Source organism: Priestia sp. FW507-14D1A, assembly GCF_058781295.1.
On sequence record NZ_JBYSWQ010000002.1, the window covers coordinates 435,214 to 452,227 of the forward strand.

Annotated in this window: 19 protein-coding genes; 8 read left to right on the forward strand and 11 right to left on the reverse strand. The window is 38.7% G+C overall.

All coding sequences use genetic code 11. From position 1 onward, the window contains the following. Positions 1-3: 3 nt before the first annotated feature. From AC3WJG_RS10670 to AC3WJG_RS10680, 3 genes are all read right to left on the reverse strand, one after another. The gene (locus tag AC3WJG_RS10670; protein WP_028407850.1) at positions 4-1,158 is read right to left on the reverse strand and encodes a M20 peptidase aminoacylase family protein; all 1,155 of its coding nucleotides are present in this window, start codon (positions 1,156-1,158) and stop codon (positions 4-6) included. Positions 1,159-1,205: 47 nt separating this feature from the next. Next, positions 1,206-1,712, reverse strand: coding sequence for a GNAT family N-acetyltransferase (locus AC3WJG_RS10675; RefSeq protein ID WP_337133460.1), 507 nt, complete (start codon positions 1,710-1,712; stop codon positions 1,206-1,208). Between the two features lie 203 nt (positions 1,713-1,915). Beyond that, on the reverse strand, positions 1,916-3,160 hold the full coding sequence (locus AC3WJG_RS10680) for a methyl-accepting chemotaxis protein (protein WP_051421047.1): 1,245 nt from the start codon (positions 3,158-3,160) through the stop codon (positions 1,916-1,918). A 261-nt stretch (positions 3,161-3,421) separates the two neighbouring features. Between AC3WJG_RS10680 and AC3WJG_RS10685 the strand changes: the two genes are divergently transcribed. Beyond that, positions 3,422-4,174 carry a M48 family metallopeptidase gene (locus tag AC3WJG_RS10685; protein ID WP_050688243.1) on the forward strand — a complete coding sequence of 251 codons (753 nt, stop codon included), beginning with the start codon at positions 3,422-3,424 and terminating at the stop codon, positions 4,172-4,174. Positions 4,175-4,386: 212 nt separating this feature from the next. Here the strand turns inward: AC3WJG_RS10685 and AC3WJG_RS10690 are convergent, their stop codons facing one another. Then, positions 4,387-4,794 carry a DUF1259 domain-containing protein gene (locus AC3WJG_RS10690; RefSeq protein WP_016763340.1) on the reverse strand — a complete coding sequence of 136 codons (408 nt, stop codon included), beginning with the start codon at positions 4,792-4,794 and terminating at the stop codon, positions 4,387-4,389. 252 nt (positions 4,795-5,046) lie between these two features. Here AC3WJG_RS10690 and AC3WJG_RS10695 point away from each other — a divergent pair, with 252 nt between their 5' ends. The 3 genes from AC3WJG_RS10695 to lepB all read left to right on the forward strand — a co-directional run bounded on the left by AC3WJG_RS10695 (position 5,047) and on the right by lepB (position 6,855). Further along, positions 5,047-5,385 carry a YmaF family protein gene (locus AC3WJG_RS10695; RefSeq protein WP_337133462.1) on the forward strand — a complete coding sequence of 113 codons (339 nt, stop codon included), beginning with the start codon at positions 5,047-5,049 and terminating at the stop codon, positions 5,383-5,385. 392 nt (positions 5,386-5,777) lie between these two features. Further along, positions 5,778-6,113: a LapA family protein gene (locus tag AC3WJG_RS10700; RefSeq protein WP_102813748.1), complete on the forward strand. Its 336-nt coding sequence runs from the start codon at positions 5,778-5,780 to the stop codon at positions 6,111-6,113. A 190-nt stretch (positions 6,114-6,303) separates the two neighbouring features. Further along, the gene (lepB, locus tag AC3WJG_RS10705; protein WP_013055900.1) at positions 6,304-6,855 is read left to right on the forward strand and encodes a signal peptidase I; all 552 of its coding nucleotides are present in this window, start codon (positions 6,304-6,306) and stop codon (positions 6,853-6,855) included. A gap of 36 nt (positions 6,856-6,891) precedes the next feature. On the opposite strand, the gene AC3WJG_RS10710 is transcribed toward lepB, so the two are convergent. Then, on the reverse strand, positions 6,892-7,338 hold the full coding sequence (locus AC3WJG_RS10710) for a YndM family protein (protein ID WP_016763336.1): 447 nt from the start codon (positions 7,336-7,338) through the stop codon (positions 6,892-6,894). A 141-nt stretch (positions 7,339-7,479) separates the two neighbouring features. Here AC3WJG_RS10710 and AC3WJG_RS10715 point away from each other — a divergent pair, with 141 nt between their 5' ends. Further along, a complete protein-coding gene (locus AC3WJG_RS10715) occupies positions 7,480-8,355 on the forward strand; it encodes an aldose 1-epimerase family protein (RefSeq protein WP_060746683.1) in 876 nt (291 codons plus the stop codon). 192 nt (positions 8,356-8,547) lie between these two features. On the opposite strand, the gene AC3WJG_RS10720 is transcribed toward AC3WJG_RS10715, so the two are convergent. Together AC3WJG_RS10720 and gloA2 are read right to left on the reverse strand one after the other, a co-directional pair. Beyond that, a complete protein-coding gene (locus tag AC3WJG_RS10720; RefSeq protein ID WP_337133463.1) occupies positions 8,548-9,414 on the reverse strand; it encodes a gamma-glutamylcyclotransferase family protein in 867 nt (288 codons plus the stop codon). Positions 9,415-9,419: 5 nt separating this feature from the next. Then, entirely contained in the window at positions 9,420-9,818 is a 399-nt protein-coding gene (gene gloA2, locus AC3WJG_RS10725) for an SMU1112c/YaeR family gloxylase I-like metalloprotein (RefSeq protein ID WP_014461134.1), read from the reverse strand. Positions 9,819-9,965: 147 nt separating this feature from the next. Between gloA2 and AC3WJG_RS10730 the strand changes: the two genes are divergently transcribed. The 3 genes from AC3WJG_RS10730 (at position 9,966) to AC3WJG_RS10740 (ending at position 12,174) form a co-directional block, all read left to right on the forward strand. Beyond that, on the forward strand, positions 9,966-10,166 hold the full coding sequence (locus AC3WJG_RS10730) for a hypothetical protein (RefSeq protein WP_029325051.1): 201 nt from the start codon (positions 9,966-9,968) through the stop codon (positions 10,164-10,166). Positions 10,167-10,393: 227 nt separating this feature from the next. Beyond that, positions 10,394-10,759 (forward strand): MerR family transcriptional regulator, encoded by a 366-nt coding sequence (locus tag AC3WJG_RS10735; protein ID WP_013055894.1) that lies wholly within the window; start codon positions 10,394-10,396, stop codon positions 10,757-10,759. A 59-nt stretch (positions 10,760-10,818) separates the two neighbouring features. Then, positions 10,819-12,174 carry a hemolysin family protein gene (locus AC3WJG_RS10740; protein WP_013082163.1) on the forward strand — a complete coding sequence of 452 codons (1,356 nt, stop codon included), beginning with the start codon at positions 10,819-10,821 and terminating at the stop codon, positions 12,172-12,174. 52 nt (positions 12,175-12,226) lie between these two features. Here AC3WJG_RS10740 and AC3WJG_RS10745 read toward each other — a convergent pair whose 3' ends face one another. Genes AC3WJG_RS10745 through AC3WJG_RS10760 form a run of 4 tightly spaced genes read right to left on the reverse strand, consistent with a single transcriptional unit; the run spans position 12,227 to position 17,005 of the window. Continuing rightward, a complete protein-coding gene (locus AC3WJG_RS10745; RefSeq protein ID WP_337133466.1) occupies positions 12,227-12,937 on the reverse strand; it encodes an ABC transporter ATP-binding protein in 711 nt (236 codons plus the stop codon). Then, positions 12,934-14,076: an ABC transporter permease gene (locus AC3WJG_RS10750; protein WP_492588214.1), complete on the reverse strand. Its 1,143-nt coding sequence runs from the start codon at positions 14,074-14,076 to the stop codon at positions 12,934-12,936. Before AC3WJG_RS10750 ends, AC3WJG_RS10745 begins: the two co-directional genes overlap by 4 nt. After that, positions 14,073-15,296, reverse strand: coding sequence for an ABC transporter permease (locus AC3WJG_RS10755; RefSeq protein ID WP_337133468.1), 1,224 nt, complete (start codon positions 15,294-15,296; stop codon positions 14,073-14,075). Before AC3WJG_RS10755 ends, AC3WJG_RS10750 begins: the two co-directional genes overlap by 4 nt. Before the next feature lie 14 nt (positions 15,297-15,310). Then, a complete protein-coding gene (locus AC3WJG_RS10760; protein WP_337133469.1) occupies positions 15,311-17,005 on the reverse strand; it encodes a DUF6583 family protein in 1,695 nt (564 codons plus the stop codon). Positions 17,006-17,014: the final 9 nt, after the last annotated feature.

Genomic DNA, 17,014 nt, shown 5'->3' on the forward strand with positions numbered 1-17,014 from the left:
ATTTTAATTTTTTCGGTAATGGAATGAATTCAAAAAATGAAAGCTTAGATTAGCAAAATAAGAAGCTGCTACAAGTAATGCTTCTTCATTTAATGAAAAAGAAGGATGGTGCCATTCATATTCTCCAGCTGTACCCATCCATACAAAAAATCCTGGTACATGCTGCTGATATACGGCAAAGTCTTCTCCTCCAGGCGATTGTTCAGCTTCTACGACTTGGTAACTAAGATCCTCTGCCGCTTTAGTAGCCAGTTTTTCCAGCGTATCATCATTGTTGACTACAGGAAGATATGGATACCATTTAACGTCTACTGAAGCCCCGAAAGCTGCCCCAATCCCTTCAGCAGTTCGTTTCATAAGAGCCGGTATTTTTTCTCTCGCTTCTTCTTGAAAGGTACGCACCGTTCCTTCAAGCGTTACTTTGTCAGGAATGACGTTCCACGAGCTCCCTCCATGGATTTGAGTTATGCTGACAACAACATTTTGAAAGGGGCTGAGATTACGGCTGACAATGGTTTGTAAACTAGTAACAATTTGACCAGCAGCAGCAATCGGATCTATTGTTTTTTCAGGAATACCCGCGTGACCTCCTACTCCTTTGACGTCAATTTCAAAACGATCAACACTTGCCATTAAAGGTCCCGGTTTGATACCAATGGTTCCTACAGGAAGATCCGGTTTGTTATGCATCCCAAATATCGCTTCCACTCCTTCGAGCACACCTTTTTCAACTAGCATTTTTGCCCCAGAAGCCGTTTCTTCAGCTGGCTGAAAGATAAATCGAACCGTGCCGCAAAGCTCCTGCTGACGCTCTTTAAGAAGGATAGCTGCTCCTATTATAGAAGCCGTATGAAAATCATGGCCGCACGCGTGCATAACACCGTTCACTTCAGAAGCAAATGGCAGATTGGTTTTTTCTTCAATTGGCAGAGCATCAATATCAGCTCGAATAGCGATAGTAGGTCCCGGCTTTCCTCCTACAATTTCTGCTACTGCCCCTACGTCTAATTGGAATGCATCCGCTATAGAAATATCATAGTGCTTTAACCACTTTTTAATACGTTTAGTTGTTTCATATTCTTTCATTGAAAGCTCTGGAAACCGATGCAGCTCACGGCGTATGTCTATTAACTCGTTTAGTAGTAATTGATCTGTCATATTTATCACTCTTTCACATTTCTTAATTTGGATCACTTCTTTATCTTTTACGACAAAAAGTGTACCTTATTGAATTTTTTATAAAGAAATACGGTCGTATAACCTTCTGCAAGGTGCTTTTCTTTATCTTGAACATATCCTTTTCGTTCATACATCTCAACTAACCAAGGATGTTCTTTTGCTGTTCCTAAAGACACACCTGGTGATTTAAACGTATTTTTTATTATCTCTTCCTCTACTAGATGCAGCAGCTTAGATCCAACGCCTTTCCTGGCAAACGACGGGTCTACTGCAAACCACCAAAGGTGCGGAACAGCAAACGGACCTGGATGTTCTCCCCAAGGCATTCGTATAGACACAGTTGCAGCGATTCTTTTATCTTCTTCATATACATAGCAAAGGTTTTGAGAAATATTTTTCTTAACGAGGGCAAGATCAGCAGTAGCTGCTAAGAAAGGAATGCCTAGCTCTCGAATAGGCTTATATGCTTGCAGAGTTAAGTTCAATAAGCTATCTGCGTCGTCATTTGTTGCCAAACGGAATTCATTTTTCATCTCTTCGTCTCCTTATGTAGTGCTTAAATATTTTATTTAACTTATAAGTTTACTAAGAATTAAAAAAGACAGACTGCCGCCTTGCCTCACTATACAACTGCTTTTATAACGTGTCAATTCTATTTATCGTTTTCTATAAAGGGTATAAATAAAACAAATACACGCAGTTTTCTGCGCGTATTTGTTACATATCAAGACAAATTTTAGGACTCACTTACCGTAGCTTTTAAATTAGCTGCCAACACTACAAGTTCTTCTATAGATGCTAATTCCTCCTGTGAAGCCGCGGCTACTTCTTCAGCATAAGCAGCTGCTTGTTTGGCAACCTCTGAAAGCCCCATGACAGACTCCATTACCTTGAACGAATACCCATCAATCTCTCCTGTTGCCCTTGTCATTTTGTTCATTTGTTCTTGAGCAGCAAAGACATCTTCCATGATTGTGGAAAATTGTTCAGTTACATCTTCGACAGTGGCAATCCCAAGTGTGACTTCTTCTGTATTGACTTCCATGTTTTGATAAGCCTGCTTTGCCTGCGCTTCAATTTCTTTTAACAGATGACTGATTTGTATAGCGGACGTTTTAGATTCTTCCGCTAGCTTACGTACTTCCCCTGCTACTACAGCAAAACCTTTTCCATGTTCCCCAGCTCTTGCAGCTTCAATAGCAGCATTAAGTGCAAGAAGATTTGTTTGTTCAGCAATTCTTGTAATCGTGTCAATAATTCGTCCAATCTCTGTAGAACGATCTTCGAGTCCCTTTACTTCACTGGTGGATATCTTAACTGATTCATAGATTTTATTCATTTGATTCGTCACCTCTTTCACCGAAACATTGCCAGTGGAAGCATGTTCAGAGGCTCTGTTCATCGATTGTTGTACCTTTGAAGAATGATCAGTCATTTTCTGAAGCAGCTTAGCCATATCCACCATAGCTTGCTCGGTTTCAACCACATTTAGCAACTGCTTATCAGAACCCGCAGCAATTTCTTGAATAGACATCGTAACTTCTGTCACAGCTGTTTTTGTTTCCTCCATGCTTGCAAGCAATTGCTCTGAGGAGTGACTGACCGTGTTCTTTGTTTTACTTATTTTCTGACGCAGCATTCTCATGTGAGTCATCATTTCATTAAATGAAGATATGAGTGTACTAATCTCATTTTTCCCTTTCAAAGGAACAACATCTACAGATAAATCACCGTTTGAAATCCCTTTCATTGTTTTTGACAAATTTTCAACCGCAATTATGTAGCGACGTATGATAAAATAGAACACGGTAGTTGTAAAAGAAACAAACAGAAATGTAATCACTAGCGTAATCGAAGCTGCTTGCTCTTGTTTCACAATAAGATAATAATTTGTTACTTCAATTACAGTAGATGTTATGGCCACCATGGCTGCAATCATACATAGCATTTTCATGCGTAAACTTTGAAAAACTTTTTTCATTTTTTCATCCCCTATACCATCTAAAGACATAGAATGTCTAATCTATATTAGTAGTATCGGCATATTTTTATATTTTTTTGTAAAAACTAAAGAAGAATTGAAACAATTATTATTGGCGCTTTTCCACTAAATATTGGAATACATATCATTCTGCAAGGCGCTGCAACAGCAGTTGATAACTGTCTGATTATTCTTTCATTTGACCAAACTCTACCTTTGCTTATAAAATGAAGTTTTGTAGAAAGGAGTACGAAAAATTTTATGTATACGTATCAAACAGGCAATCAAACAATTGACTACAAAATTGAAGTCGTTCCAAATAGAACCGATATCACGGTGCAAATTTGTGACAAAGAAGGGGTAAAAGTTATTATCCCGAGAGGTCTTAATGAAAACAATGTGCGTTCAATCATCGCACGCAAAGCAACATGGATTTTAAAACAACTAAACGGTTCACAGCCAGCTGAGGAAAAGCCAGCTGCTCCAAAGAAAGAAGCAGTAAAAAAAGAAACAGCTAAAAAAGAGGCTCCTAAAGCAGCAGCTTCTGCAGCTAAAACTGGTTCTTTTGAAGAGGGAGACAAATTCCCTTACCTAGGACGTCAATACCGCTTAAACATCGTTCGTGGAGATGTAGCAAAGGCTGAAATGACATTCCGTGCAAAATTCATTGCTACAGTACCTGAAAGCTGGAACGAGCAGCAAACAAATGAAGGTATTGGACAATTATTAACAGAATGGTACCAAGGCCGCGCAGGTGAAAAATTCCAAGAAGCTTTGAAATCTGTTAAAAAAGCAGCAGACAATGCTCCTGAATCTGTTAAGTGGGACGAGTTAGGGGAAGAATACGCTACGAATCAAGATAATACAATCGTATTAAACTGGCGTTTGCTAACAGCTCCTCTTGCAACAATTGAATATGTCATTGCTTCTCAATTTACAAATGCAGATGAGTTATTCGAAGATGCAGCTGAACGCAAACAGTGGTTAAGCGATAACACCCTAAACGCATTTTAAGTTTATACATAAAAAAAGCACGCGGCGAACGCGTGCTTTTTTTATTTCGATAGAAGCACTCGATTAATCTCACTGCTCAAAAATTAGTTAACCTGATAGGTTCATTTAAGTGCAGTTTATAAACCAATATATAATATACATGTTTAAAGTTTTATTAATCTAATTTTAAAAGCAGTAAGTAAGAATAAACTGATTCTATAAAAAACTGCTTCTTATCCTTTTAATACTCTAAACGCTTCTCTTACTTTTCGTGCAAAATCTAACGGTGGTTCTACGGATTCAAAATGCATATACATTGCTCTCGGCTCTTCAAATAGCCAATGGTTGTGAACGGCCGTAACCTTAATATCTCTTTTTCTAAGCTCCGTTAATAATGGATTTACCTCTTCTTGCAAAAGCACGGTTTCACCTAGATTTAGCGCTCTTCCCTTGCTATCTAAATCTTCAAAAGTAAAAAATTGAGGAGTAACTAACGGAGAGCGTGTTGGACGCCCTAAAATTTTAAAACGAATTGTCCGAAATTTTTGTACTAAACAAACGCCATTTTCATCTAAACTGCCTTGTCCACCTAGAATTCTCGCAAACTCCTGACATAGACTCTTTTTATTTTCCCAACTCATTATGCTGACTTCCTCTCTTGTAATAACTTGTCCTACCTTAATAAATATATGTGAAAGTTATCAAGTAGAAACGGCAAACACACAGGAAAACTACCCATTTTATAAATCCTGATTATCAAAAGTCATATTTATTTTTCTTTATTCATATCAATAGCATGTATTTTTGAATTTAACTAAACAGAGAAATTTAGATGCCATTTTAAAAATTTACTTAAGCAGTTTTTTTAAATTGAATTTATAGGGGGAAGTAAAATGAAAAAAATAGGCAAGGATGATTTTATTTCAGGGTTTGTTCCTCATCATAATCATGGCTCAGTGGACTACACTTCTGTTGCGTCAGGACACGTCCATCAGTGCCTCGATGTAACGTCTCCTCCAATTCAAAGCGAGGATGGAAGCCACATTCACTATACAGAAGGCTATGTTGTTTTTGAAGACGGACATACACATCATTACAAAGCCTACTCTGGTCCCGCTATTCCCATTGGCAACGGTATGCATGTTCACTATTATGACTTTTATACCAGCGAAGACAAACAGCATCGGCATCATGTCAAAGGTGTAGACCATCCTGCTCCGGGCGATAGATAATGAAATAGTTTAATGCAATTAAGCCAAAGTCTTAGCTTCTGGACTGATTTTCATCTTGTGTTTATACCCCTTTATTAACAGTGAGACCTTTAATAGATAAAGGTCTCTTTGTGCATATATGAGTTAAATGCCAGTCTCTCCCTCTGCTTAAGCAAAAAAGGATACGCGAGCTCTTTATTCCAAAAGTTCGACATACCAGGTCTTTGGACATGTCAAAGTTTCTACACCAATCGATATATTGTGTTTTGAAAGAAAGATATATATAATCAAGAAAATGTTTGATTTTGTTTAAATGTGGATACGTATACCTATAAGCAAGATAGCAAACACTTAAGATGAGTGGTTACGCTATAAAAGTTGTAATGACCATGTAAAGAAAGGAAGTGCAGCTTATGAAAGGACAGAGCTTTTTTATTTTAGGACTTATATTTGCTCTTATCATTGCTGTTTTAGCTGTAATTAACAACGATCCTGTACAATTTAACTATGTATTTGGTTCACAAAAATGGCCTCTTATTTTAATTATCTTAACAACGGCCGTGTTTGGAGGAGTTGTTGCTGCTTCATTGAGCTTTGTGAAAATTGTTCAACTAAGAGGACAAGTGAAACAGAAAAACAAGCGAATTGCTGAGCTGGAAGAAGAAGTCAAGCAGCATAAGCCTATTGAGCCTGTTGTGGAAGAAGAACCAAATCAACCAGCTACTCGAACTGAGCGTGCTCAGTTATAATAAAGAAGAGCCGTTATTCTAGAGAATAGCGGCTCTTTTCATTTTTTGTTCCGCCCAGCATATTTTTGGCATATACGCATAAATAGATAGATATGGAAAACTTTAGTTCTGAATGGTACAATCAACACTGTTATATCTCTATGAAAAACTTAAATTGACAGTCTTACCGTTAAGAAGGTGTTCATCCATTATGGTCAATAAAAAAATAAAGCGTGAAATTCTTACATACACAAGCGTCATCCTCGGCACCGTTTTGCTTTCTGTTGTCGTTCAGCACTATTGGTTTCAGCCCTACACTGTAAAAGGCGATTCTATGAAGCCTATTTTGCACGAAGGCAATCGAATTATTATTAACAAACACAGCAAGCTGGAGCGCTTTGACATTGTCGTTTTGCAAGCTCCCTACAGCAGTGATTTTCTAGTAAAGCGTATCGTGGGCTTACCAGGAGAAACGGTCGAATACAAAGATGATGTTCTGTATATAAATAACAAAGTCAAAAAAGAGCCGCATCTCCATAAATATTTATCCAAAGTTCCTGCTTACGAGCGATTCACTGAAAATTTTTCCACGTACGAACTGTCTCCAGACGGCACGATACCGGATGGATACGTATTAGTGCTAGGTGACAACAGACGTATCAGCCGAGATGGCAGGCATTTTGGCCTCACTCCGATTTCTTCGATCATGGGAGAAGTCAATATGAAATACTGGCCTTTAAAGGAAATGACTTTTATGCATTAACACATAAAAAAGAAAGCTCAAAAGTGAGCTTTCTTTTTATTTTGGATTTTCCTTGTTTTCTACATGCTGTTCTTCTGCAAATTCTGTGTCATACGCTAGTTTTCGCTTAAAAGCGGGACGCGTTCTCGCCGTATGTTTCGTTTCAATATGGTTGAATAAGTAGCGGTGAACAAAAACCTCGGCAAATGTAATAATAGCTGCAGAAATAATACTTCCCCAAGCAATTTGAACGTAGCTGTCTAATAACAATGTTCCAAAAATCCATACGCTCATATAGGTTAGAACAAATTCAACAATAATGGCATCACGGTTGCCCACTCGAGGCAGTACAATTCGATCCACTACTAAATATGTCACAACTGTCGTTAGCAAGCTAAAAGAAATAATATCTCCGATGGTTGCATCAAAAAACAAATCAAGGCCTATACCAAACGCAATAAGTGCCGCTGCAAATTTAATGAGCAATAATGTTGCATGATTCATATTTGAACCCTCCTTTTTCTATATTAATTTGAACAAAAATAGGGAAATTAATACCTTTTTTGCCAAGAAGGGTATAATATAGGCAAAGCCAGTACGGTTGAGGCTGCTCGAGCGTACAAGAATGATTTGGGAGATGTTGTAATGATTGTACTAGAAAATAACCAAATGAAAGTCAGCATTCAAGAAAAAGGAGCGGAAGTTGTAGAAGTATTTCATAAAGAAAAAGACCTGCAGTTTATGTGGAGCGGCGACCCCGCTTATTGGGGACGAGTATCGCCCGTATTGTTTCCGATTGTGGGCAGATTAAAAAATGATCAGTATACCGTTGATCAGCGCGAATACTCTTTGCCGCAGCACGGTTTTTTACGTGATTCTGCTTTTAGCGTGATCGAACAAACAAACGAAACGGCACGGCTGCAATTTGCTACAAACGGCCGTTTTAAAGACGTATATCCGTTTGAATGTTCAGTTGAAATCAGCTACCGTCTGGAAAATAACCGATTAACTTTTCAGTGGAAAGTAGTGAATGAAGATAAAGACGATATGTATTTTTCAATTGGAGCCCACCCTGCTTTTCGTATTCCGTTACGTGAAAACGAGCAGATTTCTGATTACTTTTTAGAAATAGAGCCTTCTGAAACTACGCCGAAGGAATTTATATTAAAAGACGCTCTTATTCATGAAAAAGGAGCTGCAGAAAATGTGCATCAGCTGCCGCTAAGCGCAGATTTATTTGCAAATGATGCGTTAATTTTTAGCCATATTGACGGAATTACGATTAAATCTGCGGTTAATGAAAATCAAATTAACGTTCAGTTTAATGATTTCCCGTATGTCGGTATTTGGTCAAAGTATGATGCAGAAAATCATACAATCGCTCCTTTTCTTTGCATCGAACCTTGGTTTGGAATTGCAGATACGCATGATCACAACGGAAATTTCAAAGAAAAATTAGGCATCAACCGTTTATCAAAAGACGGTGTATTTCAAACAGAGTTCTCTGTTGCCTTTAGCTAATACAACAGAGAACATAACACAATCAATCCAATCTTAAGATGAACAAATGGGGATACATGAGCTGGACTGCTTGTTACATCGCTATTGATTTCCGTGCAATTCTTCGTTCACCATAACAATGAAAAGCTCCGCACGATTACTCGTTCGGAGCTTTCTTCAACTAAACTATTTTTGTTCCTGCTTCTTTTTACATTAGTTATTTACAACATCGCTATTTTTTAGCGCATGGACTTGTTCTATTAGCTTCTGAACATATTCTTCGCTGAGTACACCTGTTGCTCCTCGAATAATTTCAGTCGAATAGTGATCCGGAGGTGCAACTTCTTTTTCTTTATTTAACACAAAAAAAGTAAGAACATGATCCACCATCTTACCTTCATGCTCGACAGAAATAATAGCAGGACGATAGCCGTTATTATCTACGCCTTCTCTGCCATACAGGTACGTAATGGCTTCAGGCGGCACGCGGTACAGTTTGCCTTCAACGACTCCGCCTTCTTCAACCATGTCTGCACGTCCTCCGTCATGAATAACGTGGTTATATCGAAGCGTATAGCCATTGAAAACAGCTCTGCCGAGACAGTCTTGGAAATGCTGATCCACCCCGTGCTTAATAAAACGATCGTTATCCATACATGAACCGTAAGCGAAATACAGCATACCTTCTAATAAATCTTCTTTCCACACGCGCCAGTTTCCGCTCGGGATAAATTCGTGCAGCAGCGAACGATCGCTTGCCACATACACAACGGCTTCAAATTCACCTTGGTCCGTTTCAACCGTTTGCACAACTTTATCATATTCATTGTCTTTATGACCTTCATGAATGTATCCTTCTAATTCATCAAGAGCCTTCCACATAAGCTGATCGGTCACTTCATATACTTCTCCGTATACAATATGTTCACTGTCGATATCGAGCATAGGATAGCCTTGCTTTGTGTCATATAATTTCCCTTTCGTTTTTGCCTGCTTGGCAATAGGGCGCGCATGATGCAGCAATCCGTGATTACCTTCTCCTTCAAGAAGCGTTCCGTATACAAATAAATAATTGCACATACTCCTTATTCCCCCTCTTTCTCTTCATAAAGCTCTAGCGGTAACCCGTCTGGATCAGCAAAAAAAGTGAATTTTTTTCCCGTTAGTTCATCTACCCTAATAGGTTCCACATCAATCCCTTGCTGCTCTAGTTCACGCTTAGAATCCTCTACGCTTTCAACCGCAAAAGCTAAATGTCGTAAGCCGCACGCTTCAGGCCTTGAAGGACGCTGTGGCGGATTTGGAAACGAGAACAACTCAATTTGATAGCCAGGAGCTACTTCTAAATCTAGCTTATATGAATCTCTTTCTTTTCTATATGTTTCTTCTATAATCTTGCATCCTAACACATTTACATAAAAAGCTTTTGAACGTTCATAATTACTTCCTATAATGGCTACGTGGTGCATTCGTTTTAAATTCATTTCATTCTCCCATAAAAACCCTTTTCTAATCATCCTACACAAAATGCCGGCAAACATCAAATAATTACGTTATCACCTTTGACGAGAGTGATAAAAGTCACGGACATAGCGCCTCATAACGAGTAACATAACAACGAGGTGAATAACATGATTTCGTTAACATTTAAAGCAAGAATTGACCGAACTCAAAATTTAGATTCGTTAAAAGAAGAAGCTGCTATTATGCACCGTATTGCTGATCAGCTATCTCCAATGAGCCCTGAGTTCATAGAATATACTGAACGTATTCAATATGTGTATGAACGCATGCACATTATCGTACGTCATCCTACTAAAAAACTCGCTTAATATAAGCGAGTTTTTTTATAAAATCTTTGTCAAACTACCTTATTTTGAGATATACTGAATGCTAATAAAAAAATGAAACTTTTTGATCTTACGCGCGTATACTTAATTACGATAGGATAAAAGATAAATAGTTACGCAGATAAAAACCATCACGTGATGGTTGACATAGTTAAAGGAGGTGGTATTCTGATGGGGTTGCGACATACAAAATTGGCGAACTTGCAGAGATGGCACATGTAACGAAACGCACGGTTGACTATTATACCAACATTGGTTTGTTAAAAGCAGAACGCTCTGCTTCTAACTATCGCTTTTATAACGAAGAAGCGCTGAAACGTCTTTACTTAATTGAAAAATTAAAAAGCGAAGGCCGTTCTCTTGAAGAGATTTCTTCTCTATTTTCTATAGAGCAATCCGAGAATAGCCACTCCAAAGACGAATTAGCATCCAAATTTTACGTACTAAACGACAGTTTAAAAGAAGTTGCACCGCTTATGGAAAAGCTGAATGAAGAAGATCGAAAAGTAATGATGAATCGGCTCTCACCAGAAAGCGTCACTCTTTTGCACTCTTTACTGCTGCTGCTGTCGTAAATTTATTATTTACAGGAGGTGTTTACTTACTTTATAGCATTATAAAGTAAGTATATTCATTGATAACCATTAACTTAATTATTTTTGCGATTTTAATTGTACTCACTGCTTTTTTCGTTGCTTCAGAGTTTGCAATTGTGAAGCTTCGTAGTTCACGGGTAGATCAACTTGTTGCTGAAGGAAAAAAAGGAGCGAATGCGGTTAAAACCGTGACGACACACTTAGATGAATATTTATCTGCGTGTCAGCTTGGTATTACGATTACTGCTTTAGGACTCGGTTGGTTAGGAGAACCGACTGTTGCAAAGATTGTAGAACCCCTGTTTGAAAAAATGGGTGTTGCTGCATCTTTAACACATATTCTTTCATTCATTATCGCATTTGCGCTTGTAACGTTTGTTCACGTAGTCGTTGGTGAATTAGCGCCAAAAACATTTGCGATTCAAAAAGCTGAAACAGTTACGTTATTGTTTGCTCGTCCGTTAATTTTATTCTATAAAATTATGTTCCCCTTCATTTGGTTACTAAATGGTTCTGCCCGTTTATTAACTGGAATGTTTGGATTAAAGCCAGCTTCAGAGCATGAACTTGCGCACAGTGAAGAAGAGCTGCGCATTATTTTATCAGAAAGTTTTAAAGGCGGGGAAATTAACCAGTCTGAATATAAGTACGTGAACAACATTTTCGAATTCGATAACCGTGTTGCTCGCGAAATCATGGTACCAAGAACAGAAATTTCAGCTGTTTCTGAAGACGACAGCATTGAAGATTTCTTAAAGCTTGCTGTAGAAGATCGCTACACTCGCTACCCTGTTACCGTTGACGGAGACAAAGATAACATTATCGGCTTAGTCAACGTCAAAGAGATTCTAAACGATGTCGTAATTAACGATGCGTTAAAAAAGCAAAGCGTGAAGCTTTATATGAATCCTATTATTCAAGTAATTGAAACCGTAGCGATTCAAGACCTACTGCGCTCGATGCAAAAGAAACGTACGCATATGGCTGTGTTGATTGACGAGTACGGCGGTACGGCTGGTATCGTTACCGTTGAAGATATTTTAGAAGAAATCGTTGGAGAAATTCGAGATGAGTTTGATACAGATGAAAAGCCGCTTGTTCAAAAAATAAGCGATCAGCATTTTGTCTTTAACTCAAAAGTACTGCTTGAAGAAGTCAACGAAGTGCTTCATATCGAAATTGAAAACGACGATATCGATACAATTGGCGGCTGGATGCTAATGCAAAATATCGATATCCAGGAAAGCGAATCGTTCAAACTTTTCGGATACGAGTTTATCGCAAAAGAAATGGACGGTCACCAAATGAAAGAAGTAGAAGTACGTGCCCTTCCTGAAGAAGAACGCGTGCAGCCTGAAAGTCATTCACCAGAACAAGAAGTTACACAAGCATAATAAAAAGAGCCGTTTCATAAAGAAGCGGCTCTTTTTTTATTATTGTTGTACTTTAATCATGCAGCAGCTTATACACAACGTTCTCTTCTGCCTCTTCCCCAGTCTTTTCCTTCGCTTGGTCCATCGTGCCGACAAATTCCAGCTTTCCTTCCTTTAAGACCGCAAACCGATGACACACATCTAAGGTTTCATTCAAATCATGGGTAATATAGATAATCGTCTTTCCTTTTGCCGCCAGCTGTTTAATATAACGAATGATCTCAAGCTTGGACTGCAAATCAATTCCGACCGTCGGCTCGTCCATTAACAAAACGGACGGTTCATGAATAAGTGAAACGGCTATGTTGAGCTTTCGCTTCATGCCTCCTGATAAATTTTTCACTTTTTCCTTCCATCTTCCTTCGAGCTGAACAGCTGAGCAAAGAGACTGAAGCTGTTCATTCGACAGAGAGCGTGAAGTCATTTTACTCCACATTTTCATGTTTTCTTTTACGCTAAGCTCTTCCCACAGCGCTATGTCTTGTGGAACGTAGCCAATGACTTCTCGAATCGCTTTTTGATTTTTCTTAAGCGATAAGCCTCCAATCGTGACCTTCCCGCTTGAAGGAGCCGTAATAGTAGACAAAATAGACAGAAGCGTCGACTTACCAGCGCCGTTTGGTCCTAAAAGACCAATGACTTCTCCACTTTCTACGGTCAGCGTAACATTTGCTAACGACCGTTTTTTTCCGTATGTTTTGCTAACATTGTTAATTTCAATCATTTGATGCTCCTCACATTCCACACTAGTTTAAACGCGCACAAACATATACATGCAATGGAAACAGCTATCTCTTTCCAAATGAACGTAAGCGGCAGTGCATGCTGATACAGAAGCAGATGCTGCGGAAGCCACTGACTTATTCTTTCAATCGTTGCAGAAAGCTCTCCTACCGGGAAAAAGCTCCCTCCTATTATACTGAGTCCTGTGACCATAACAACGCTGATCATATAATAAGATCCAACTCGCTTACTTTCACTTGCAAGCCACGTGCTAAAAGCAACGCACACAATCACATAGATACACATATACAGCAGCACACCGTAAGACTCTACTCCATAAAGCCATTTAAATAGAGTAAAGCTTATGAGAGCTTGAAGCACGTATAGCACAGCATAAGCGGCGCTGACGCTTCGAATATAACCGTAAAGTCCTTTTTGCATCGTTTTCATTCGTTTGAAAAGGTGCTTCCGCTCTTTAATCATCCAATCTGATGTGATGCAGCAAAGTAAAAGCGTAAAGAATCCCCATAGCGGCACGTATCCGGTCATTTGAACGTTCCCTTGCTTCGTAGGCTTCGTTCCTTGCGCCTCGTAATCAATTGTCATCAGCGGCTTTGGCTTCCACTGGTTATCAGTATAACGATACGCTTCTTTCCATAAATCCGGTTCTGCATGAATGTTATAGACTTTATATAAAAAACGCACTTCATTTGCCGCTTTAACATTTGTCGTTAACCTTGTCACTTCACTCGCCACAACTTCTCGAACCGCTTCTGTGGCAACGGAAGAAGGCAGCATGAGCAAATCAATGCCCCCTTGATAATTCCCCGCTTCTACTTCTTGTTGAAATCCGTTAGGAAACATAAAAATGCTGTCAATTTTATTTTTTGCCAGCTGCTTTCTCGCTTGTTCTTCGTTCAGAGAAAGAAACTGAATTTCTGTTGTTTTCTGTAGTCGATCCATCACTTGTTTAGACATTTTGCTGTGATCTTGATCGACAAGAGCAACAGGTATTTTCGAATCACTTTGTACTTTTGCTAAAAACGAGCTGCTAATAATCGTTCCTATTAAAGGTAAAAAGAAAATCATAATAACAAGCATAGGGCGCTTCAGCAGCTGCTTTATTTTTTCACTGATCATTTTCTCCACCGCCTTTGCAAAGTCATCACGTAGCCAACAGCAAGAACAAAACTTCCTGCTGCCGTAATGAGAATAGGCTTAAGGTGAAGAAAAGCTTCGTTTGTGTTATATCCATCAAACTCATAAAATAACAGCTCCAAGACACGGGTGTTGAGTGACCATTTCTGGAAACCACTCGCCCAGTCCGGTAAATAGACGACCGGCACAACATGTCCGTTTAAAATCGCACTCAGCAAAATAAACAGCAAACCGGTTATTTGATAAGCTTTTTGTGATAAAAAAAGAACCCGAAGCAGTAAAAACAAACATAAAAAAGCAAACAAAATTCCGCTTACCCCTAAAAAAAGCTCTCCGTACGTACCGGTTACAGGAAGTTTCAATCCTTTAAGAAGGCTTCCAAACAAAACGACGGATACGGGTAGCAAAAGAACATACAGAGCTGTCAGCTGCGCTAAATAAATATGGACAAATGATACACCTCTTGTTTTCATTCGAGCCAGCACGGGAGAAGTCAGCGTTTCACTAGCAAGCAGCCAGCCGCCGTAGCTCCAAATCATAAGCAGCAAAGCAGCAAAAGACAGGACGTAATATTGCTTCATATCCTGCTGAAAGAAACTCGTTTCTATTTGTTCATCAAATAAACTTCCTCGATCTAACACGTGAAGCCCAAACGTCACCAAGCTTTTCTTAAACTCTGCGCGTCTATTTTTATCGGAAACATTTTCTTTTTCTAAAAAGGTATCAACCGTATTAATACCGCTTTGAGCAGCTGATGTGTAGTCGGCTGCACTTTCCATCACATAGCGAAAGAGCTGTGACTGAAGCGGCTTATTGCTATTTCCAATGACGTGTAAAGGCTGATTTTTTCCATGAGCAATATCATGACTAAAACCTTTTGGCAGCGTCACAATGGCTGCCACTTTATTTTGCTGCAGCAGCTGTTTAGCTTTCTGTTCATTCGTGTAAAGAGGCTTCATGATCTTGCGAAGCTTACCTTCAGTCAGCTGTTCGATGACGTACTTCGTTTGTGCAGTATCATCTTTATCCACAATTGCCACGGGGAACCGATTTACTCTCTCCTCACCTTGCATGGTCTGACTAATAATGATCCCTGCTCCAAGTAAAAACAGAGCAGGGATCATTATTAGCAGTATGAGAGATTTTATATTTTTCAATAGAGCTTTACATGTAAAAAGAGTCAAAGAGAAATATATCTTCATCTGCTTTGCACCTTTTAGTAACCAGCTGTTCCCATATTCATCATGAGACCTTGAACATTTTTAGCGAAATTTTCTTGAATTGACAGCATATCTTCAGGCGTTACATCTTTTACGTTTGTCGCATTAGATGCGTCAAGCTCTGGAATAGCTGCTGATTTTTTTAATTGAGAAGCAGAGTCAATTTTTAACGTAACGTTTGCCGGATCTGCTTTTGGTCCTATTTTTGTACGAATATCAAACGAATAATCTGCTTTTCCTTTTGAAGCACTTATTGCTTGATTCTGCTTTACTTCCCCGTTTACTACTAGATCTTCTTGATCACCTAAGTCTAAAGAGAAAGTACGGTCAGCCGTTTGTTTCGCATCGGTTTTACCATTGATTACTGAATCCATTTTAAACGTCATATTCGTGTCTTCATCTTTTGAATCTTTTGTTAACAAATGAATAGACATGTTTTCTTTTCGTTTTTCACTTTCCGTTGTTACGTCATTTTTCATATCAAACGTAAACGCATCATCGGTAGTGCTATCAGTTAGAACTGCTTTAAACTGCTTAGCCGTTTTGTTATCTTCATACGGAATATTTTTAGTCACTACGTTAAGTTTGCCTTTATCGTTAGAAGCATTTTTTACACCCATGTCCATATCGCGAGCTACCACAACATCATCTTGAACGTACACAGTTGATTTAACACCGCCAGGGTAAGTCGTATCTTTTGCTTCTTTTTGGAAGTCTTGAAGACTTTCTTTTACTGATTTTTTCAATTCTTTTGGATCTGCCATATCTTTTAATTCTGGATTCGTTGCTGCCGAAGATTTAAACAGCTTAGATACGTGGTTTGCATAGATGGTATGAAGCTTGTCATCTTTTGCTACCTTCGCAATAAGCTTATCCATAAATTGTTTTGTTTCTTTATCAGACATGTTAAGCGTCACACTTGTTAACTGAAGCGTTTTGCCATTTGTTTTATAATCCACATTTTTTTCTTTTGTAAAATAATCGCTGTCTAGCTGATCATAAATGAACGTTCCGTACTCTTTTGCAATGTAAGTCTTTTCTTTTTCCGTTAACTTTAAGTCTTCTAAACTTACGTTGCTTGTGTTAATATCAAGCGTTTCAGGACCTGAATAAGAAGGATCGAACTTACGCGCTACCTGCCCATATTCGTCTAAGTTTAAATAGAAATATTCATTTGCTAGAATCGGAGCTTTAAAGCCTATTCTTTCTTTCGTTTGAAAACCTTCTAGATCAAGCGCTTTTGAACCGCCGATATTAAGAGCCAGTGAACCGTATCCTTCACTTTTTTTCGGATCTTGTTCCGCTTTAATTTTAATTTCAGCTTTACTGATAAGGTCTTGAATCATTTTAAAGCTTGGATCATATGAAAGTGAATCCATGTTAAAGCCGCCTTTGATAGTAGCATTTGTAGTAGAAGGCTGCTTCATCGCTTTTTCCTGATAAGCCATCGTTTCACTGTACTTTGTTTCTAATTCATCAGCTGCTTTTTGATACGTATTTACTTCAGAAATTAAGTATAATTGCTTAGGAGATTTTTTAAATATCGTAGCAAATGTAATTGCTCCTCCAATAATCACAATTAAAGCTGCTAAAATGATAATCCATTTAGCCGGCGCTTTTTTGGGAGCGGGCGCTGTTTCTAGCGAAGCCGCTGTTTCGTCTGTTGTTCTGTTTTGATCTTTCTCACTCATCTACACCAG